This window comes from Sphingobacterium wenxiniae (genome assembly GCF_900116225.1).
Taxonomy (GTDB): domain Bacteria; phylum Bacteroidota; class Bacteroidia; order Sphingobacteriales; family Sphingobacteriaceae; genus Sphingobacterium; species Sphingobacterium wenxiniae.
Genome location: NZ_FOZZ01000010.1, coordinates 118,743 through 140,114, shown reverse-complemented (window position 1 = coordinate 140,114; position 21,372 = coordinate 118,743). Strand labels below are relative to the sequence as shown.

Sequence of the window (21,372 nt, the reverse complement as noted above, 5' to 3'; positions counted from 1 at the left end):
AATCTTCAGATGGAATTATCAGAATCCATCAAAGCAAAGGTAATAAAGATCGGATTGTATCATTACCAGACAAATTGCTGGCGACTTTGAGACATTATTATCAAGCATTCAAGCCAAAGGAGTACCTCTTCGAAGGTGAGAAGGGTGGCAAGTATAGCGAACGAAGTGTACAGTTGATTCTGAAAAAAGCATTGGTCAAAGCAAATGTTCAGTCGGAAGGCTCTGTACATACATTGCGACATTCTTATGCCACACATTTAATCCAATCAGGTATCGATATCCGAATTGTAAAAGAGTTATTGGGTCATGAAAATATAAAAACGACTATGATCTACGCTCATATCACTGACATAGACAAGCAAAAGACTCCTAGCCCTCTTGATTTTTTATAAGAATAAGATGAACTTTTCACGCTCTATAGAAACAAGCATTATGCTCCAATCATTCTTTAAGAAGGGTTATTCTTCTAGCTTAACTTAACTTTGCTTAGGTTATTGAATAATCAATATTCAGATATAATTTGTCCGAAATATGTCCAAAAATAGAAAAAGCCACTGATAATCAGTGGCTTTTGTCGTCCTCCCAGTACAATTTTCGAACCATTTTTTGGAGGATTTGAAGAAATTAGTTAACAACACATAACCATAAGTGGTTATACGTAAGATGTTTAAGCAAGAAAGAAGAAAGTAAATTAAATATTGGAACTTAAATAAAATAAATGGTTCGAACTTTCTTAAAACTTTGAAGTAGCTATATATGTTATTTATTATAAATTTAGGTAGTTTAGCTCAAGTGAGCCTATCTCACTCTCGTATTATTCTAAATTTCTGGCATTGAGACTTTAAACAAAATCCCCCAAGTTCGACCCACCTTGGGGGATTTATTCATTTGTATTTATAAAGTTTGTGATTCAATTGAGGAATATTTGCCTAAAAACCAGTATTCCGCTTAAAAATCATTTATTATGGAATACTCTTTACAGAATATTATTTTAGAGATTCACAACCAGGAGGAAAAGATTCTATCTCAGGGTAAACGATTTATTGATGAGGCATACGAAATGACCTTGTACCTTCAGAATCTGATTTTTTCGGTCAAGAAGCTCATAACCGAACAAGGGTTTAGTAACGACGCCGAAGAAATACATTTCTTCCGTACCATAAAGCCCCAAATACTTGGAAAATTAATTTATTACAACAAGGTCTATCGGATCGAAACTTCATGTCCTGTTAACAATGGAGAGATGTATTATGGTTATTTCTCCACTCAGTTAGCAAACCTAAAACGTGAATATATTGAACATATCTGCAATTCGGACTTTTACAGATACTATCAATCTGGAAGAACAGACAAAGATGGTATCTTTTTTAAACGGGGAAACATAAACTACCATGATGGATTGAACAGTATTGTATTTGAGATTGATCCGGAGTTCTCTACTTTCTTTGACTTCAAAGTCGCCCGAATCATTTCCAATGAATTACTTTATACATACCTCTTGACGAAAATCAATCCAGAAGAAAATCCCGATATGATTATTCAGAAGCTAGAGAATTCTAAGGACATATTTTGGACGGATAGTAAAAATGCACTTATTGAATTAGTCTATGCGCTTTATGCTTCTGGAGCTATTTCCCATGGCAAAATCGGTATTCGAAAAGTAAGCCTGTTATTTCAGGTACTTTTTCGCGTTCCTTTAGGTGATCTACATCATGCGTTTCATCGGATGAAAACGCGTGCCGGGTCAAGGACTTCTTTTCTAGATCAACTCAAACTATCCCTCGAAGAATATATGGACAAAGACCTTTAGCTAAAATAAAAATCTTTTTGAGGCAGTGCATTTGATGCGCTGCTTTTTTTTTACCCATATCTGCCAATTGGCAATACTTACCTTTTACAATACATAATCGCACTCAATATTCACAAACCCTCCTAATACAAGAGATTTAGCAATCTACCAAAAAATAAAAAACAACCTTTTCAATTGGCAAAGCTTGGCAGACAATCGCTACCACAATATTCAATTTTGTACAAACAAGATTAAGGAACTGTACAAAAAGTAATAACCATTAAAGTATATACTCATGAATATTAACAGAATGGAATTTCTGGCGTGGATGGAACGTTTAATGAGTCGCCTTGATATGTTGGGCGACAATATAGACGATTTGCAAAAGAAACGAAACAGCATAGACGGCGAAGAATTGTTGGACAATCAGGATTTGCTCCAAATGCTAAAAATCAGCAACCGCTCCCTGCAACGGTATCGCTCCATTGGCAAGCTACCTTATTATACGATAAGTGGAAAACTGTATTATAAACTATCCGATGTGCATCAGTTTATCAGGGATAGCTTTAATCCGCCTCCAAAGAAATAAGCGCCACTAAGTGCCAAATACTACCTTTGAGTGCCACATCTGGCAATGCAGTGAACGCTTCCTTTACTTTCGACGATGAACTTTAAATTTTTCAGATTATGAGTGAAGAAACAACAAACAAACAGGAAATGCCCGAACAGTTATCGGACATATTGTTAGTGCTGGATAAAGAAAAAATGAAAATCCAAGCCGTAAAGAGCATTGACGAAAACGGAAAAATGGAAACCGTAGAACCAACGAAAAAGAACCAAAATCAGTTTATGCGTGTAGACAAACACGGCGATTTATTTACCAATTTCTTCTCCAACTTTTTCAGTCAGTTGAAAAACCCAACCAACTTTTCATTTTTTAAAGTAGGAGAATCCGAAGCTATCGAAAAGGCAAAGGAAATGCAGAAACAGGTTGATAAGCCCACACCGGAGGGCGAAAAAGTGATGAAAGAACACGAAGTAAAACCCGATACACAAGAGAATAATAAACAAGAAAATAAAAATGATATGGCAACAGCACAAACAACACAGGAAACAAGCGATTACCGCTATAAGCCGGAGCAGATTGATTGGGACACAATGAAAAATCTCGGATTGAGCAAGGAATATCTCGAAAAAAGAAATCTGCTCGACCCTTTGTTAAGAGGTTACAAAACCAATGAGCTTATACCGATAGGCATTAATCTCGGAGGATCTATCCTCCGCACAGATGCCCGTCTGTCTTTACAGCAAGGCGAAGACGGCAATGTTATCGTAGCAATACACGGTATCAAAAAAGAACCTAATCTGCACTTTGAATTCTTCGGACACAAGTTTACAGATGAAGACAAGAAAAACCTGCTCGAAACAGGCAATATGGGGCGTGTGGTTAATTTAATCAATTCTAAAACAGGCGAACTAATGCCGTCTATTATAAGTATTGACAGGCTTACCAATGATGTAATTGCACTGCGAACGGATTTCATTAAAATTCCTGATGAAATTAAAGGTGTAAAGCTGAATGATGAACAAAAGCAAACTTTAATGAAGGGCAAACCGCTCAAATTGGAGGGTATGATTTCCACAAAAGGTACGGAGTTCTCGGCAACGGTACAGTACAATGCCGAAAAACGTTACCCCGAGTTTTTGTTTGACCGTAGCAACAATAACGGACAAAAGCAAAATAACCAACAAAAAAATCAGCAGAGCCAACCGCAGGAAGCTCCAAAAACATTTCGTGGAAAAGAGCTGTCCGATGAGCAATACAATAACTTCAAAGCGGGTCAAACTGTGTATATGGCAGGGTTGGTCGATAAGAAAGGACAAACGTACAATGGTTACATCACGTTCAACAAAGACACAGGAAAAACAGGTTTTGAGTTTCCAAATCAATACAAAGAAAGAATGCAACCTACAGAAGCCCACAAAACGCAAACTGCGGTCAATTCGCAGGGCAAGACCAACGAAGCGACCAAAAACATCAAAGAGCCTTTGAAGTCGGGGCAACAAAGACCGAAAAACGAAAAACAACAGGAGCAACAAAACAAGCCTGCAAAATCAAAAGGTAGAAAAGTTAGTTAATTATGAAAACAATCATTGCAGAAAAACCAAGCGTAGCGAGGGAAATAGCAAGCCTGTTAGGAGCTTTCGATAAAAAGGACGGCTACCTGACAGGCAACGGCTATTTTGTTACGTGGGCGTTCGGTCATTTAATTGGATTAGGAATGCCCGAAGATTACGGCATTTCGGGGTTTGACAAGGCATCACTGCCGATATTGCCAAACCCTTTTTTATTGATCGTCCGCAAGGTCAAAAAAGACAAAGGCTATACCGCCGATACAGGAGCATTAAAGCAACTGAAAATTATCAAAGAACTATTCAATAAAAGTGACAGCATTATTGTAGCTACCGATGCTGGTCGAGAGGGCGAATTGATATTCCGATACATTTATGAATACCTAAAGTGTAATAAACCCGTTGAACGACTTTGGATAAGTTCGCTTACCGAAAAAGCCATTAAACAGGGCTTTGAGAACTTGAAAGACGGAAAAGAATTTGACGGGCTGTACCAGTCTGCACAAGGCAGAAGCCGTGCCGATTGGCTTGTGGGTATCAATGCCACACAAGCGTTGAGCATTTCCGCGGGCAATGGTATTTATTCGCTCGGCAGAGTTCAAACGCCTACCTTGGCTTTGATTTGCAAACGCTATCTCGAAAATAAAAATTTCTCGGTAAAGAAATATTGGCAGATACAGTTATTGCATCACAAAGAAGATATTTACTTCAAAAGCATTTCAAAAAGCAAATGGGAAGACCAAAAACTCGCTGATAATACGCTGAAATCCGTTCAACGCATCGGAACGGCAACGGTTACATCAATAGAAAATAAAAACGTAACGGAGCAACCGCCCTTACTGTTTGACCTCACAGGATTGCAAAAGGAAGCTAACAAGAAGCTCAACCTTTCAGCCGAAGAAACTCTCAATATTGCCCAAAGCCTGTATGAAAAGAAATTTATCACTTACCCACGGACAGGGAGCAAATACATTCCCGAAGATATGTGGGCTGAAATCCCCAATCTCGTGAGGGCTTTGAAAAACAGGGAAACTTGTAAAAAAGCCTTGTCAAAAATGAAATGGGGGCGTTTCAATAAACGTATCGTAAACGATTTGCGTGTTACCGACCATCACGGATTGTTGATTACGGATAAAATCCCGTCAGCCCTGAACGCAAAGGAAAATGAGGTATATGATATGATTGCCTTTCGCTTGCTCGAAGCCCTTTCACAAGCCTGTACCAAAGAGATAACCAATGTTGCTTTGGAAGTATCGCACTACGATTTTACGCTGAAAGGCTGTAAGATTATCGAAGCGGGCTGGCGTGGGATCAAAGGTAATTTTTCCGGTGATGATACCGAACCCGTACAGGATTTGCCTGAACTGAAAAAAGGCAATGAACTCAAAATCAAGGAAGCTACTGTTTCGGAGAAGAAAACCAAACCGCCTGTACTTTATACCGAAGCCGGACTATTGTCGGCTATGGAAACCGCTGGTAAGGAAATCGAAAACGAAGAAGAACGGAAAGCCTTGCAAAACATCGGTATTGGTACTCCGGCTACAAGAGCTTCCATTATTGAAACCCTGTTTACCCGAAATTATATCCAAAGGGAAAAGAAATCCTTAATCCCGACTGAAAAAGGATTGCAAGTGTATGAATTGGTCAAAGACCTAAAAATTGCAGATGTGGCAATGACTGCCGAATGGGAATTGGCTTTACAGAAAATCGAAAACAACGAAGCTGATGCAGGTACATTTCAAAAGGAAATGGAAACCTATGCTTCAACGATTACCAATGAACTGTTGCAAACCTCCATTGCCCAAAGCAACCTGCCTAAATTAGTTTGTCCGAAATGCAAGAGCCATCATCTGATTATCAGGGATAAAATTGTCAAATGTCCTGACGAGGTTTGCAGTTGGGTACAGTTCCGCAATGTGTGCGGTGTACACATCGGTATAGCCGATATTGAAAACCTTGTCAATAAAGGTAAAACTTCGCTTATCAAAGGAATGAAAAGTAAGGCAGGTAAGAAATTCGATGCTTACATCGTGCTGAATGAACAAGCCGAAAGCTCCTTTGAATTTGAGAAAAGCAAAAGCTACAAACGCAATGGAAAATAAACCGACTATTGTACCACAAGAAATCAGAAACCTGATTTATACCATACGTGGCAAACAAGTGATGCTGGACAGCGACCTCGCTACGCTTTATCAGGTGGAAACAAAGAACCTTAATAAAGCCGTAAAGCGGAATATCAACAGGTTTCCTGTTTCTTTCTGCTTTCAACTGACCGAAGATGAGGTTGAAAACTTGAGGTTCCAAATTGGAACCTCAAGTTTAAACTACGGTGGAAGACGTTACCTCCCCTACGTTTTTTCGGATATGGGAGTTGCGATGGCTTCTGCTATTCTCCGTTCAGATATAGCTGTTAAAATCAGCGTTGAGATTATGGAAGCCTTTGTAAAAATGCGAAAAATGCTCATCAGCAACGCTTCGCTGTTTCATCGTTTGGACAATATAGAACTGAAACAATTACAAGCCGACCAAAAATTTGAGGAAATATTTAAGGCTCTTGAAAGCAACAAGCTCCACGCCGAAAAAGGTATTTTCTACAACGGTCAGGTATTTGACGCCTATACCTTTGTTTCGGATATTATCCGAAATGCCAAAAGCTCTATTATTCTGCTTGACAATTACGTGGACGATACGGTACTGACCTTATTGGGAAAACGTAATACCAATGTAACCGCTACTATCTTCACCAAAAGCATCAGCAATCAGTTACGGTTAGACCTGCAACGCTACAATAGTCAATATCCGTCTATCGAAGTAGATATTTTCTCCGATGCCCACGACCGATTTTTGATTATTGATCGTACGGAACTGTACCATATCGGAGCATCACTCAAAGACTTGGGTAAGAAATGGTTTGCCTTTTCACGAATGGATATTGAGGTCGCTAGAATGCTTCAAATATTGACCACTACATAAAAGCAAAACCCTCCGAATTTCCAGAGGGTTTTGTGCTTTTTTAACCTTTAGATGCTTCCAAAGATGCCTTTCTGAACTCTTTTAAAAGTTTCTCCAATTCAAGAGAAGCCTTGCGTGCTCGTGTTCCTGCCGCTTTGTTTCCCTTTTCTGATTGTAATTCTGCATCAGCTTTTAATGCTTCATAGCTTGCGTTGATTTTTTCAATTAGTCCGTTCATTATGATAGTGAATTAAAACTTGTAAAGCACAAAAATACATTTTTCTGCCTTATAAGATATACTAATAAGCCAAATCCTACCTCTCAAAGCCAAACCCTGCCACTTTTATATATCCTTTCCTTCTGCATAATACTTTAGTCATCACAAAAAAAATGAACTTTTAAAATCCAATTGTGATGACTGTAAATCGAAAAAAATATGACATAATCTACGCTGACCCTCCATGGCATTTTAAAGTATGGAGCAAGAAAGGCGCTGGACGCAGTGCCGAAAATCACTATCTAACCCAGAGTGGGGAATTTCTAAAAGGAATGAAAATCCAAACACTGTGTAAACCCGATTGTGTTCTTCTTATGTGGGCTACTTTCCCTTGTTTGGAACAGGCATTGGAACTCGGAAAGTCCTGGGGATTTACCTATAAGACTGTTGCATTTACGTGGGTGAAAACGAATAAGAGCAACGACAAAACTTTTGCAGGAATGGGTTATTATACAAGGGCTAATGCTGAAATAGTCCTGCTGTTTACCAAAGGGAAAGCGATTACCCGTCAAGCAAGGGATGTTCCTCAGGTGCTTATATCCTCCCGTGGAAAACATTCAGAGAAACCCGATGAAATCAGAAAACGTATAGTTCGTTTGTTTGGTGAAGTGGACAGACTGGAACTGTTTGCAAGGCAAGGCTCATCCGAAAATATATTTGAGGGATGGGATGTTTTCGGCAATGAAGTTGATAATTCCATTGAGATACCTTAAAGAATTATTCCGCCAAATCCTGCCTCTCAACGCCAAACGCTGCCACTTATGCAAAGGCACTGATGTACCGCTATAATTTTAGGCTTTCAGTAAAATTCTAAACAAAATTATAGTATGAGTACACAGCAAAAAAACCTATCGTATTTCAGATTACGATTGCAGGAACTGTTAAACAGTAGCTTCCCCGAAAAGGCACACGACCAAAAATTTATCGACCAACGTTCATCGTGGGCTTCCAATGCCTATGAGGGTGCTTTTAGGGCAGGAAACCCAATTGAACAATGCAACGAGATAGCCAATTACATACTCTTTGAGGGCTTGCATTTCTCCAAGTTTGACACAGTTTTTCAAGTGGTCTGCAATGAGTTTGATACCCTGATGGCAGATGAGGAATTGCGACCGTTCGCCCTTAAAATGTTCCCTGTCTGCGAGCCTGTTTTTTCAAAATATACACTAACCGATGATTTCGCATACGGTTATGAGTTTGACCTGCTCTACACCGAACTGATTGGAGCAATCGCAATATGGATAGAGGAAAATGGGCTTCAGTAAAAAGCAACACCTCCGACAGAATATTGATGCCTTGCGGATTGCTTTTACATTGGAAAAGGAGAAACGGCAAGCCACCGTAAGCGAAAGACTGTCATTGATGCAATATAGCGGATTTGGTGGTCTTAAATTCGTTCTCAACCCTATTACGGACAATATAGACATCAATAATTGGAGGAAAAATGACCACGATTTATTCCCCATTACGCAGGAACTCCACAAACTGCTCAAAGAAAACTCTACGGACGACAAGCAATACCGCCGATACGTGGATAGTATGAAAAGTTCGGTACTTACGGCTTTTTATACTCCGCCACAGGTCATTGATGCCATTTCATCAGCCTTGCGTGAAAGTGGTGTAAATATTCAGAAATTCCTTGAGCCTTCCGCAGGTATCGGCTCATTTATACAATCCTTTTCCGAAAACCAACAACCCAAAGTTACTGCATACGAAAAGGATTTGTTGACAGGTAAAGTTTTAAAACACCTTTATCCCGAAAGTAATATCCGCATAAGCGGTTTTGAGGAAGTACCTGAAAAGGAACAAAACGGCTATGATGTTGTTGCAAGTAACATTCCGTTTGGCGACACCTCTGTATTCGATTTGTCCTTTTCCCGAAGTAAGGATAATGCAAAAGTACAGGCTTCCCGAAGCATTCATAATTACTTCTTTCTGAAAGGAAATGATATGCTCCGTGAGGGCGGTTTGCAGGCGTTCATTACTTCGCAAGGTGTTCTGAACAGCCCGAAGAATGAGCCGATACGCAGGTCGTTAATGGAGAACAACAATTTGGTTTCGGTTGTCCGTTTGCCCAACGACCTCTTTACGGAATATGCAGGGACGGAGGTCGGAAGTGATTTGATTATCCTGCAAAAGAACACAGCAAAACAAGGTCTGACCGAAACGGAAGAACTGTTTTGCCAAAGCAAACAGACCAAGTACAATACGCCAAGTAACGCTTTCTTTCAGAATGGTTCAAGAGTAATCCATACCGACCGTAAAATTGATACCGACCCTTATGGAAAACCTGCAATCATCTATACTCATAAAGACGGTGCCGGTGGCATTGCCAAAGACTTGAAGCAAATGCTTTCCGAAGATTTTGGAAAGCATCTGAATTTGGATTTATACAAAGGCGAACGCAACGATGAGCCTGTCCTCCAAATTCCAAGTGAGCCAAAGGTAACACCTCAGGTTGTTGAGCCTGTAATCATTCAGCAAAAGCCAAAACCTGCACCAATTCCGGAAAGTCCGCAGGAACTGAAACAGTTAAGTATTTTTGACCTGTTTGAAAATGCGGGCGAACCTGTAATGGTAATTGCTCCACCCAAAAAAACCACGCAAGCCAAAAGACAAACCGCTAAAAAAAGACGGGGTACAATAGGTCGTCAAACTGACCTGTTCGGTGGTGCGATGCGACAACCTTCTACGCCGCCAAATCCTAACGGAACTACGAACGGAACAACTCAAATAAACGGCAAAAAACAGGAAGTTATTGGCGATTTGTTTTCACAGGCAAACGGGAATGGCCAAGCGGAAACGCCTGCCGTTCCCAACATTGACATTAACACCATTCCCGAACCTGCTCCGTATAGTGGCGAATTGCAATCGTTCCACCGAAAAGACTGCCTTGTCGTAGATAACGGTTGGGTCGGACATCTGCAAGATGTAGATACCGCAGACGGTACGGCAGTTTTCCACCCTTTACAACTATCGCCCTTACAGAAAGCAAGAGCTGAAGCCTATATCGGGGTGCGTGATATTTACCAACAGCTCTATATCAAAGAAGCGGAGCTTCAAACCGAACACAAAGACGAAAGGGAAACCCTTAACTGTCTTTACGATGCCTTTGTCAAAAGGTACGGAAACCTCAACAGTGCAGACAATATCAAGCTCATCAAAACGGATAATGCTGGTAAAGAAATGCCTTATTTGGAGCGTGTTGTCGGTGGTGTAATCCATAAGGCAGATATATTCAACCGCCCTGTAAGTTTTTCCACAGGAACCATAGCAACCGACAATCCCGAAGAAGCCTTATCCGCATCGCTTAACAAATACGGAAGCGTGGATCTGAACTATATGTCCGAAATCAGTGGTATGCCTGCTGATACGCTGAAAGAAGCCTTACACGGGCGTATTTTCTATAATCCATTAAAAAAGGAATATGAAATAGCTGAACGTTGGATTTCGGGCAATGTCGTGGAGAAAGCAAACGAAATCAAAACCTACTTCGAAAACAATCCCTATGATGCCCAAGCCAAAGAAAGCCTTTCCGTATTAGAGGAAGCAAGACCAAGACGGATTGAATTTGAGGAACTTGATTTTAATCTCGGCGAACGTTGGATACCCACAGGCATTTATGCACGGTTTGCATCACATTTGTTCGACGCGGAAGTCAATATCCATTATGCTGATAGTGCTGATGACTTTTCCGTAACCTGTAAGCAAAAGAATGTACACATTTGGGACAAGTATGCGGTAAAAGCACAAAGCAGGACGTATGACGGAATTGCCCTGCTCAAACACGCCCTTGTCAACACTACGCCCGATATTTCCAAAACAATACACATAGATGGCAAAGATGTCAAAATGCGGGATATGGAAGCCATACAAATGGCGAATACCAAGATTGATGAAATACGCACTGCCTTTACCGAGTGGCTTCACGCCCAGAATGATGCTTTCAAAACAAGACTGACGGACCAATACAACGACACCTTTAATTGTTTTGTGCGACCGGACTATGATGGCTCACATCAGAAGTTTCCGGGATTGGATCGCAAGGGCTTAGGTATTGAAGACTTGTATTCAAGTCAAAAGGATGCTGTCTGGATGATTAAGCTGAATAACGGTGCTATCTGCGACCACGAGGTAGGTGCAGGAAAGACCTTGATTATGTGTACTGCCGCACAGGAAATGAAGCGTTTGGGAATGGCTCATAAACCGATGATTATCGGATTGAAAGCCAATATTCCGGAAATAGCTGAAGCTTACCGCACTGCTTATCCCCACGCCAAAATCCTCTATCCGGGCATTGATGATTTTACGCCTGAAAAACGCCTGCGGATTTTTGGAGATATTAAAAATAACGAATGGGATTGTGTGATACTCACGCACGACCAATTCGGAATGATACCCCAGTCGCCCGAAATACAAAAACAAATTCTCCAAGACGAATTGGATACTGTGGAGGAAAACCTTGATGTGATGCGAAGTCAGGTCGATGAAATAACCCAATGGATGCTCAAAGGAGCGGAAAAACAAAAGGAAAATCTTGAAGTCAAGCTCAAAACCCTGCAACACGATATTGAAAACCGCAAAGATGATATTGTGGATTTCAAAATGATGGGTATTGACCACTTATTTATTGATGAAAGTCATCAATTCAAAAATCTGATGTTTAATACAAGGCATTCGAGAGTGGCAGGATTGGGTAATCAACAAGGAAGCCAAAAGGCACTGAACCTGCTGTTTGCTATCCGTACCATACAGGAACGTACTCAAGCGGATATGGGAGCAACTTTCCTTTCAGGTACAACAATCAGTAATTCACTGACCGAATTGTACCTGCTTTTTAAGTACCTGCGACCTCGGGCATTGGAAAAACAGGGTATTAATTCTTTTGATGCATGGGCGGCAATCTATGCCAAGAAAACGACTGATTATGAGTTTTCAGTGGCTAACAATATCGTAGCAAAAGAACGTTTCCGTTATTTTATCAAAGTGCCGGAACTGGCTCAATTCTACTCCGAAATTACGGACTACCGCACTGCGGAAATGATTGGTATTGACCGCCCCGAAAAGAACGAGATATTTTATAACATACCGCCAACTCCGAACCAGGAAGAATTTATCCAAAAGCTGATGAAGTTTGCCGAAACAGGCAAAGGCGAATTATTAGGGAGAGCTCCATTATCCCAAAAAGAGGAAAAGGCAAAAATGCTTATCGCTACGGATTACGCCCGTAAGATGTCGCTTGATATGCGAATGGTAAGCCCCCATTACCAAGACCATCCCGACAACAAGGCTTCGCATTGTGCCAATAATATCGCCAAGTATTACAATAAGTTCAACGCACAAAAAGGTACGCAGTTCGTGTTCTCGGATTTGGGAACATACAAGCCCAACGAATGGAATGTATATGCTGAAGTCAAACGCAAACTCGTAGAAGACCACAGCATACCTGCACACGAAATCCGATTTATACAGGAGGCGAAGAACGACAAGCAACGCAAGGCACTTATCAAGGGAATGAACGACGGTACAATCCGTGTGCTGTTCGGTTCTACAAGTATGCTCGGTACAGGTGTTAATGCACAAAAAAGAGCCGTTGTCATACACCATTTGGATACGCCGTGGCGACCGTCCGACCTTGCCCAAAGGGACGGTCGGGCTATCCGAAAAGGCAATGAAATTGCTAAACATTTTAACAACAACAAAGTGGACGTTATTATTTATGCAGTAGAAAAATCGTTGGACAGTTACAAGTTTAATCTGCTGTTCAACAAACAACTATTTATTGACCAACTGAAATCCAACAATCTCGGCAAACGGACGATTGACGAGGGCAGTATGGACGAAAAATCGGGAATGAATTTCTCGGAATATGTGGCTATCCTTATGGGAAATACCGACCTGTTGGACAAAGCTAAAATAGAAAAACAGATTGCGGGATTGGAAAGTGAACGACAAGCGTTCAATCGTTCCAAATATAGTGCAAAGTACAAATTGGAAGATTATACAGCAGAATTAGACAAAGCCCAATCACGCTTTGACCGTATGAGCCTCGATTGGAATAATCTGCAAGGGCGAATTCAAAAACGTTCGGACGGTACGATTGCCAACCCTGTACGCTTGGATGGATTGTCGCCCAATGCGGATATAAAACAAATCGGTGCAAAACTTAATCAATTGGCGGGCAAAGCCCGCACAGGTGGCGATTATGAAGAAATCGGAAGCCTTTACGGTTTTCAGCTTTTGGTCAAAACCGAAATGTCGCAAAAAGAGGGCGTGGATATTCGGGTAAACCGTTTTCTGATACAGGGCGAGGGCAATATCAAATACACCTACAACAACGGTATCATTGCCAAAGATGAGAAGCTGGCATCAATGAATTTCCTCAACGCATTGGAAAAACTACCCAACTATATCGAACAGGAGCAAAAGAAAATAACCGAAATTCAAAAGGATTTACCTATACTTCAAGAAGTGCTTAACGGTACGTGGAGCAAAGAGAGCCGATTGAGCGAACTCAAAACAGAGCTGGCTTCCGTTGAACGGAAAATACAGCTTTCTATCAAACCCGAAACACACGGAGACCCCGAAGAACAAGCCGAAAAAAAGCAGAAAAATGCCCCTGATAATTCGGAGAGTATTGTGCGGACAAAAGGTATTCATTTACCGAGAGGTGTACTGTAATTATCTCTCATCCTGTTCGTCCATTTTTTTAATCAGAGCTTCACGCATACTGTCAAGGAATTTTGTTTGGGTTATTTTTCTGGATTTCAATTCCATATACGTATGATAAAAATCGCCTAAATCAACATTAAAGGATCTTTCAAAAAATCTGACAATAGCAACAATATCAGCGTTTCCATTATTCAGAACACCTTGAGCATTTAGTCCATATATCAATTCAATTAAAGCTACTTTACTTCCTGTCCAAGTTAAGGAGACGTCGTTAGTTCTATTTGTGATATTATTGTTGTTTAATTGCTCTTCAAGAAATACCTGTATTCTGTCATTCGCTAAAATTTTGGCTACTTTGTAATCGTGAGATGTGGAAAAACTGTGATCCGTTTCAAAATAAAATGTGTCCAAACTTAAAACTATATCATAATTTCCACGTACAAAATATTTATGGTCAAGATACGAGCTATTTGTTCTATAATAACTATAAAATTCTTTATTGTTGTCATAAAATCTTTTAAGCTTTGTTAATTCAGTGTTGAAATATTCATCTAACACTTTCTTTCCACCATACGGCTTTTTAGCCTCAATCTTAAAAACGGCGTTGTAACAAATCAATTTAGAAAGTATGATGGGTTTTAGCTTTTTAAAGAAATATATTTCTTCTTCCTCATCTTTAAAACCACTTTTCATTACCTCTTGTTTTAGGTCAGCTAAACATTTTATCAGAAGTTTTATTACTTCTTGTGCTAATTGCATGCGGTCTTCGATTTCAACAGACAGTTCGTTAATTTGATAATCTAAATTCTGAACACATTCATTATAGTATTTCTCCATAGGCTTATTCTTTTATAAGGTTTTCAATCTGCTTAACAAACTTTTCAGACATGTAATTGCTAAATCTCTTATGATGAAATCTGATTTCTCAGTTCTTATCAAATATTAGCCTAATAGGCAATGCTCTGTATTACACGCTTTCCCGAACATTGCTAAATGTTGTGTATAGTATCCTTAAAAATTTTCTTTATTAATAGTATAACTAACTGAACTTAATCACATGAATTTCCAATAGAGAAAACCCATCAAAACTCCAAGATGAACTCCAATTGTCGGTAATATATTTTTCTTGAAGTAGATATATTATTTGTCATTACTTTAATTTAATTTTCCACATACCTCTTAAATCGCCCATTTTGTAGTTGACAGCTTTGTCGCCGGGATATTTTTGGGTAATACTATTTTGTGTGCTTTCGGCTATATCAGATTTACCACCGTGGCATTTGACACAAGTGGGCATCGCTATTAAAATGGGTTTATAATAATATACCTCCCCATTATTATGCTGCTCGATAAAATCTGCTTTCTTAGATTTAATCTTTTTCCAAGCCAAACTATCTGCCTGTGTTTTAATTGCATTAGCGGGATTTCGGTTCTTATCGCTTAGTCGTTGGATGTAAACATTAAGACCCTCAGCAATGCTGTCTGTGAGTGGCATTGCCTGAATGTTGCAAAATTCAACCGCGTAATCTATTCCTCCTTTTTGTATGGCTCCAGCTACGTTTTGCAATAAAATCATTTGAGATACTGTTGCAATGGAATCAGCCTGCCTTTTTAAGGCAGAAATTTGTTTTTCATTCTGTGTAGCTTGCTTACAGGAAGCCACTATAAATGGCAGTAATAAAGTCGCTATTCTCAAATTCACTGTTCTCTTTCTTTCAAAGATAATTTACCCTAAACTTTTAATATGTAACATTGGTTACAAACCAATGAATATGATCTTGTTATTTTTGTTGCAACTTTAAACTGTGTTTAATTGATTATGTTTCAGTTTCTAAAGACATATCGCCAAATTGTGATCGTTTTGCTAACGATTGTAATGGCTATTCCATGTTCTGTAAAAAGAGATCTGAAGCAACAATTTCGACCTGAAAGCACCCAATCTACAAACAGTAATTCTCCCAAAATAGGGTGCACTTCTTTCTGTTCCGTATATTCAGAATCCAATAAGAAACAAAAAAGCCAAACATTCCGCAAAGCTGCATTCCCATATTCTTCCTTATATGCGCATGAGAGCATCATAACAGCAGATTTCATTGCTCCGATTATAGATAATTACCATTTCTATAAAGAAAAAATTCCCACACATATCCGAAACCAACAATTCTTGATTTGATACCCTGATGAATCTGCTGTTTTAAACAGCATCAGTTTCGATTAGTATTTATTAAATCAGAATTATCTATGGACAAACAAATTCAAATAAATGGATTATCCGTTTTGTTGTTGCGTATTACACTCAGCGGTATATTTATCGTTGCAGGTGTATCACATCTGTTAAACCCCGAAGGAGTAACCCAACGTATTCAAAATGCTCCTTACAGTAGCTTTGCATCTATGTTTGGCGATCCACATGTATTAGGGATTATATCGGGGTATGTACTCCATATTTTCGGAATTACTTTCCTGTTGGGCGTATTTACCCGTTGGTCTGCCGTTATCTTATTTCTTACGCTCATTCCAATTACAATAACCATACAAATGGGAAATGGCATTCTACACGGCCCACTCTGGAAAAATATAGCACTTTTCGGGGGATTGTTGTTTTTTATCCTCAACAACCCAAAACCATATAGTCTTTACAATCAATAACATTTAAAATCAAAATAAAATGAAAAAACAAATCATCATCATTGCTTTATTCCTTTTAGGAATCACACTTTTTAACGATGTAAAAGCACAAAACCTTACCACATCTCAAGTTGAAAATGCCATCAAAAAAGATGGAAAATATGCCCTTTTAGTTCAAAATTCGAAGCACTTTATGGTATCGGTCATGACGGGCGAAGAATACAAAACGAAAAATACAGGCATCCAGTTTGAAATCGTGCTTATCGGGGAAGTCGTAAAAGATTTAGCTGAAAAAGAAGACTTAAAACCATTCATTGAAAAAGCTCAAAAAACAGGCGTTAAAATCGTTGTTTGCGAGTTTGCAATGGAAAAATTAGGTGTCAAAAAATCGCAATATCAGCCTTCAATCCTAACTACTCCCAATGGTTTCACATACCTTTTTGGCTTGCAGGAATTAGGATTTAAAACCATAACTCTTTAAACTAATCATGATGAGAAAATTAGCAATATTATTCAGCTCAATAGCGATGCTATCTTGTAGCGACAACCATAAAGAAGAAATGATTACCATTCTGCAAACTGCCGATATACACGCTTACCTGAATCCACATTCGGAATTATTCGTTGAAAATGATTCCATCGTTTTCAGAAATACCGGTGGATTAGCCAATATTAAATCTTTGGTGGAATCGGTACGCCAGGAAAATCCCGATGGAACAATCTTTATAGACGGCGGTGATTTGATACAAGGAAGCGGAGAAAGTGTCCATTCTGAAGGGAAAATATTTCCTTCCCTCATTCAGGCTATGAATTACGATTTACTGATTCCGGGCAACTGGGAAGTTATCTATGGCAAGCAGGTAATGCTCGACGTGATGAACGGTTACAAAACTAATGTCATCGTATCGAATATGTATCACGAAGCGGACGAAAAACCGATTTTTCCTCCCTATTGGATTACCGAAAAGAAAGGGGTTAAAATGGGGTTCATTGCCTATAATGACCCGGAAGTTCCGATACGACAAAACCCGGGTTTTAGTAAAGGGTTGAAATTTACTGAAGTTGAAAACAACTTGAAAGAACTCATCAAAGAGCTAAAAGAAACCCAAAAAGTAGATTTGCTCTTTTTGGTGGCACATATTGGTATTTCGAAACAGGTTTTATTGGCAAATAATCCTGCGGTAAAAGGCGTGGATTTCATTTTTGGAAACGATACGCACGAACGCATCCGAAAACCGATAAAAGGTAAATTTACAACGGTGGTAGAGCCCGGAGCTTTTGGTTCGTTTGTAGGTAAATTGGATTTGAAAATTAAAGACAAGAAAATTGTTGGTTACGATTACGAACTGATGGAAGTTGACCCGGAGAAATATCCCGCAAATACCGAAGTACAGCAATTGGTCGATCAGTCGTTGGCTCCCTACAAAGAAGATATGCAACGGATATTGGGCTATACTTCGACACCGATGTACCGCTACTTAGTGGTTGAAAACCCCATGGACAATATGATTACCGATGCCTTGCTTTGGAAATCAGGTGCAGATTTTGCTACGTCCAATGGTTTTCGTTTTGGTGTGCCGATTGTTCCTGATGAAAATGGTAAAAAGGCGATTACCAAAGAGGATCTATGGCGGATGCTGCCTGTGGACGAACACATGAAAATCGGTGAAGTGACCGGTCAGCAAATCAAAGACTGGTTAGAAAAGGAAATCAACAATGTATTTGCCAAGGATCCGTCCAAACGTTTTGGCGGATGGCTGGTTCGCTTTTCGGGCATGACCTTAAAATTTGACAGTTCCAAAGAAATGGGCGAACGTGTGCTGGAAGTAACCATTCAAGGCAAACCGATGGATCTCGGTAAAACCTATAAAATGGCTTCGTGTAACCGTACCGGAGAGCCTTTGCACGTGTTATGCCGTATGCCAAACGGTAAAAATGTTGAGATTAAAGATTATACTTTGCACGATGCCGTAGAAGAATATTTAAAGGTAAAAGGAACAGTAAATCCTGTACTGGACGGACGTTCAATTGCGGTAGATTTAGGCACAAATGCTTTCTCTCAAATGGCGGAAACAGGGTATAAATTTCGATAGTATAAGCGGTAAACTAAAAATAATGAACAGAACAAAAAAAAATTATATGCTTGCATTTCATTTAGTCCTATCTACAGCCATTCTCACAGGTTGTTCCAATATTGAAGGAAGACATAACGAAAAAACGGGGCAACAAACAGATATTGTTGCCGAAAAAACGGATAATGATGTTGAAAAAGGTATTACATTTCAGGACGGAAACGGAAATGTAGTTGTATTAAACGATCTAAAGGGTAAAGTTGTCTTTATTAACTTTTGGGCAACCTGGTGTCCGCCCTGTATTGCAGAAATGCCGTCCATCAACGAACTGAAAGCGAAGTTTGGCGAAAATGAAAATATCATCTTCCTGATGGTGGATGTAGATGGAAAACATAAAAAATCACAAGCTTTTATGGACAAACGAGAATTTAACCTTCCGGTATATATTCCCCACAGTGAAATCCCAAAAGAATTTCTAAGTGGAGCGATACCTACAACCGTCATACTGGATAAGAAAGGTGCTATTGCGGCAAGGATTGAAGGCGGAAGGGATTATTCGAAGCCGGAAATCGTCAATGCGTTAAAACAACTCATAGAGGAGTAACAAGTGAAAAAAGCCGAAGATACTCACATCTTCGGCTTTTTTTTACAGATTTTCTTTAATTAATCTTTCCAATTCATTTGCAGGGAAAACCCCTGACTGTCGCCATTTTATCTTTCCGTTTCTAAAAATAGCCAGTGTCGGGACACTTCGGACTTGGTATTGAGCAGCAACTTGTTGATTTTGATCTACATCAATTTTTATGATACTGGCAGTGTCGCCGACCCGCTGCTTGAGTTCTTCTAAAATAGGAGCCTGCATTTTGCAGGGGCCACACCACGTGGCGAAAAAATCGACCAACACGGGTTTGTCTTGATTAATGATTTCCTGAAATGTCATTTTGTTATTTTTTATCTTTTTTGAACATTGAAAATATAAGTCCGCCCATAACCGAACCATATATGGTACTGTTTACAGGGTTTGATGTTATGGCACAAGTACCTGTATTACAACCAACGAACTTCCAATAGAGAAATCCTGCTATGGCACCTAATGGTACGCCAATGATGGTTAAAAGGTTCTTTTTTATAAATGTCTGCATCATCATTATTTTACTTCTTCATAGGTGATGTCTTCCGTATTTTTGGCTTTGCTTGTAGAATATGTTGTGTTGCATCCAGCAGCACCGCAACAGCCAATATTAAACAGTGGCATTAGTGTAAATAATCCACCTAAGACAACAAGCATCCATTGCTGTGCCTGAATGCCTTGAACGATGATCACAATTCCCAAAACCAGACGGATAATCCGCATGAAGTTCCAGCCTCTTAAATAGTTTTTCATTTGTCTGCTTTTTAATTATTAGAAATTAACGAGTTAACATTTTGCCAGGTACCACCATTGACAACGTTTTTAAAACCGTTTTTTTCTAAAATACTTTTTGCCTGACTACTCCGGTTGCCACTTCTACAAAACACAACAATGTTTTTCTTTCCTTTGAATTTGGAAACTTGTCCCGAAATTTTGTCTAATGGAATGTTGACAGCTCCCTTTACACTTCCGGATGCAAACTCGGAAGGTGTACGAACATCAACTAAATAGGCATTGTCCGCAAGTACTTCTTTTAGTTCTGTATTGTCTTTCTGACCGAAAAGATTTTTAAAAATTCCTAACATAACTACTCCAATTATAATAATGAGAATGAATTTGACACTTTGTTTTTGCATCTTTTTTTGATTTATACCGTTGAGTGAAAAAGTGATGTGTCATTTACTTTTTCTGCAATATTTCATCCAAGGCTTGCTGTACATTTTGCCACGGACCACCGTTCACTACATTTTCAAATCCGTGTTGTTGCAGGATTATTTGTGCATTTCCGCTTCTTGCTCCGCTTCGGCAAAAAACAACAATATTTTCGTGATTCTTGAACTGCGAAAACTCTTTTTCCAATACGCTTAATGGTATGTTTACAGCACCGTCAACACTTCCCGAATTAAATTCTTCAGGAGTTCGTACATCCACCAAAAACAGATATTCTTTGTCTGATATTTTATCCGGTGAAAGGTTGTTTAATATTTCTAACATAATTGAAATAATATTTTAGAAGAAGATTGGCTTTTACGATAAAGTCCTTAAAGCCAATCTTCTTTCCTGTTTATTTTAAATTGATTTTTTAGCCAGATACCAATCCACTTGCTCTAAACTTGTGTCGGCTTTACGTTCTTTCAACCCTTCCAATGTTTTTGGAGCTCCTACGATTACTTTATCGCCTGGCTGCCAGTTCAATGGCATTGCCACTTTATATTCGTCTGAAGTTTGAAGGGCTAATAAAGCACGTTTAATTTCTTCCATATTACGTCCTACATTCAATGGATAATACATTATCAAACGGATTTTTCCGGTCGGGTCGATAATAAATACGGCACGAACCGCAGCAGTTTCACTTTCACCCGGTTGCAACATTCCGTATAGTTTTGCTACTTTCATATCCAAATCTGCAATGATCGGAAAGTTGAACAAAACGCCAGTTTTTTCATCAACGGCATTTACCCACGCAATATGCGAATGGATACTGTCAATGCTTAATCCCATCAATTTGGTATTGTGCTTTTCAAAGAAATCGCCTTCGTTCGCAAATCCCGTCATTTCGGTGGTACAAACCGGTGTGAAATCGGCAGGGTGTGAGAATAAAATCACCCAGCTTCCTTTGTTGTATTCTGAAAATTTTAAATTTCCTGTTGTAGTCACCGCTTCAAAATCGGGTGCCATATCGCCAATTCTTGGCATTGTATTTACTTGATTTTCCATT

22 protein-coding genes are annotated in these 21,372 nt (G+C 39.4%); 13 read left to right on the top strand and 9 right to left on the bottom strand.

Annotation, left to right across the window (positions count from 1 at the left end; all coding sequences use genetic code 11):
- The 6 genes from BM375_RS13525 to BM375_RS13500 all read left to right on the top strand — a co-directional run.
- Nucleotides 1–392 (top strand): tyrosine-type recombinase/integrase (locus BM375_RS13525; protein WP_170852670.1); only part of this gene is annotated, 392 nt, incomplete at its 5' end.
- Nucleotides 393–964: 572 nt separating this feature from the next.
- Nucleotides 965–1,810: an RteC domain-containing protein gene (locus BM375_RS13520; RefSeq protein WP_093366821.1), complete on the top strand. Its 846-nt coding sequence runs from the start codon at nt 965–967 to the stop codon at nt 1,808–1,810.
- Between the two features lie 274 nt (nt 1,811–2,084).
- On the top strand, nt 2,085–2,378 hold the full coding sequence (locus BM375_RS13515; RefSeq protein ID WP_093366820.1) for a helix-turn-helix domain-containing protein: 294 nt from the start codon (nt 2,085–2,087) through the stop codon (nt 2,376–2,378).
- A 98-nt stretch (nt 2,379–2,476) separates the two neighbouring features.
- Nucleotides 2,477–3,928, top strand: coding sequence for a DUF3945 domain-containing protein (locus tag BM375_RS13510; protein ID WP_093366818.1), 1,452 nt, complete (start codon nt 2,477–2,479; stop codon nt 3,926–3,928).
- 2 nt (nt 3,929–3,930) lie between these two features.
- The gene (locus BM375_RS13505; protein ID WP_093366817.1) at nt 3,931–6,024 is read left to right on the top strand and encodes a type IA DNA topoisomerase; all 2,094 of its coding nucleotides are present in this window, start codon (nt 3,931–3,933) and stop codon (nt 6,022–6,024) included.
- A complete protein-coding gene (locus tag BM375_RS13500) occupies nt 6,014–6,895 on the top strand; it encodes an ORF6N domain-containing protein (RefSeq protein ID WP_093366815.1) in 882 nt (293 codons plus the stop codon). The genes BM375_RS13505 and BM375_RS13500 overlap by 11 nt, the downstream gene beginning before the upstream one ends.
- A 40-nt stretch (nt 6,896–6,935) precedes the next feature.
- On the opposite strand, the gene BM375_RS13495 is transcribed toward BM375_RS13500, so the two are convergent.
- Nucleotides 6,936–7,112 carry a histone H1 gene (locus tag BM375_RS13495; RefSeq protein WP_093366814.1) on the bottom strand — a complete coding sequence of 59 codons (177 nt, stop codon included), beginning with the start codon at nt 7,110–7,112 and terminating at the stop codon, nt 6,936–6,938.
- 176 nt (nt 7,113–7,288) lie between these two features.
- Here BM375_RS13495 and BM375_RS13490 point away from each other — a divergent pair, with 176 nt between their 5' ends.
- The 3 genes from BM375_RS13490 to BM375_RS13480 all read left to right on the top strand — a co-directional run bounded on the left by BM375_RS13490 (nt 7,289) and on the right by BM375_RS13480 (nt 13,832).
- Nucleotides 7,289–7,864, top strand: coding sequence for an MT-A70 family methyltransferase (locus tag BM375_RS13490; RefSeq protein WP_093366812.1), 576 nt, complete (start codon nt 7,289–7,291; stop codon nt 7,862–7,864).
- Between the two features lie 114 nt (nt 7,865–7,978).
- Entirely contained in the window at nt 7,979–8,416 is a 438-nt protein-coding gene (locus BM375_RS13485; protein ID WP_093366811.1) for a DUF1896 domain-containing protein, read from the top strand.
- Nucleotides 8,403–13,832 carry an N-6 DNA methylase gene (locus BM375_RS13480; protein WP_093366809.1) on the top strand — a complete coding sequence of 1,810 codons (5,430 nt, stop codon included), beginning with the start codon at nt 8,403–8,405 and terminating at the stop codon, nt 13,830–13,832. The genes BM375_RS13485 and BM375_RS13480 overlap by 14 nt, the downstream gene beginning before the upstream one ends.
- Here the strand turns inward: BM375_RS13480 and BM375_RS13475 are convergent, their stop codons facing one another.
- Both BM375_RS13475 and BM375_RS13470 read right to left on the bottom strand, forming a co-directional pair.
- Complete coding sequence (locus BM375_RS13475) at nt 13,833–14,660, bottom strand: RteC domain-containing protein (protein ID WP_093366808.1); 828 nt, start codon at nt 14,658–14,660, stop codon at nt 13,833–13,835.
- 313 nt (nt 14,661–14,973) lie between these two features.
- Entirely contained in the window at nt 14,974–15,525 is a 552-nt protein-coding gene (locus BM375_RS13470) for a Tll0287-like domain-containing protein (RefSeq protein ID WP_170852669.1), read from the bottom strand.
- Nucleotides 15,526–16,064: 539 nt separating this feature from the next.
- Here BM375_RS13470 and BM375_RS13460 point away from each other — a divergent pair.
- The 4 genes from BM375_RS13460 to BM375_RS13445 are packed head-to-tail and all read left to right on the top strand — an operon-like array spanning nt 16,065 to nt 19,127.
- On the top strand, nt 16,065–16,472 hold the full coding sequence (locus BM375_RS13460; protein ID WP_093366803.1) for a DoxX family protein: 408 nt from the start codon (nt 16,065–16,067) through the stop codon (nt 16,470–16,472).
- A gap of 19 nt (nt 16,473–16,491) precedes the next feature.
- Nucleotides 16,492–16,932: a DsrE family protein gene (locus BM375_RS13455; RefSeq protein ID WP_093366802.1), complete on the top strand. Its 441-nt coding sequence runs from the start codon at nt 16,492–16,494 to the stop codon at nt 16,930–16,932.
- Nucleotides 16,933–16,939: 7 nt separating this feature from the next.
- On the top strand, nt 16,940–18,544 hold the full coding sequence (locus BM375_RS13450; protein WP_093366800.1) for a bifunctional metallophosphatase/5'-nucleotidase: 1,605 nt from the start codon (nt 16,940–16,942) through the stop codon (nt 18,542–18,544).
- A gap of 22 nt (nt 18,545–18,566) precedes the next feature.
- Complete coding sequence (locus BM375_RS13445; protein WP_093366799.1) at nt 18,567–19,127, top strand: TlpA family protein disulfide reductase; 561 nt, start codon at nt 18,567–18,569, stop codon at nt 19,125–19,127.
- Nucleotides 19,128–19,169: 42 nt separating this feature from the next.
- Here BM375_RS13445 and trxA read toward each other — a convergent pair whose 3' ends face one another.
- From trxA to BM375_RS13415, 6 genes are all read right to left on the bottom strand, one after another.
- Nucleotides 19,170–19,463: a thioredoxin gene (trxA, locus tag BM375_RS13440; protein WP_093366797.1), complete on the bottom strand. Its 294-nt coding sequence runs from the start codon at nt 19,461–19,463 to the stop codon at nt 19,170–19,172.
- Between the two features lie 4 nt (nt 19,464–19,467).
- Nucleotides 19,468–19,671, bottom strand: a complete 204-nt coding sequence (locus BM375_RS13435) for a DUF6132 family protein (RefSeq protein ID WP_093366796.1) — start codon at nt 19,669–19,671, stop codon at nt 19,468–19,470.
- A complete protein-coding gene (locus BM375_RS13430) occupies nt 19,671–19,907 on the bottom strand; it encodes a hypothetical protein (RefSeq protein ID WP_093366794.1) in 237 nt (78 codons plus the stop codon). Before BM375_RS13430 ends, BM375_RS13435 begins: the two co-directional genes overlap by 1 nt.
- A gap of 11 nt (nt 19,908–19,918) precedes the next feature.
- On the bottom strand, nt 19,919–20,290 hold the full coding sequence (locus BM375_RS13425) for a rhodanese-like domain-containing protein (RefSeq protein ID WP_093366793.1): 372 nt from the start codon (nt 20,288–20,290) through the stop codon (nt 19,919–19,921).
- A gap of 43 nt (nt 20,291–20,333) precedes the next feature.
- Nucleotides 20,334–20,648: a rhodanese-like domain-containing protein gene (locus BM375_RS13420; protein ID WP_093366791.1), complete on the bottom strand. Its 315-nt coding sequence runs from the start codon at nt 20,646–20,648 to the stop codon at nt 20,334–20,336.
- Between the two features lie 75 nt (nt 20,649–20,723).
- Entirely contained in the window at nt 20,724–21,371 is a 648-nt protein-coding gene (locus tag BM375_RS13415) for a peroxiredoxin (protein WP_093366789.1), read from the bottom strand.
- Nucleotide 21,372: the final 1 nt, after the last annotated feature.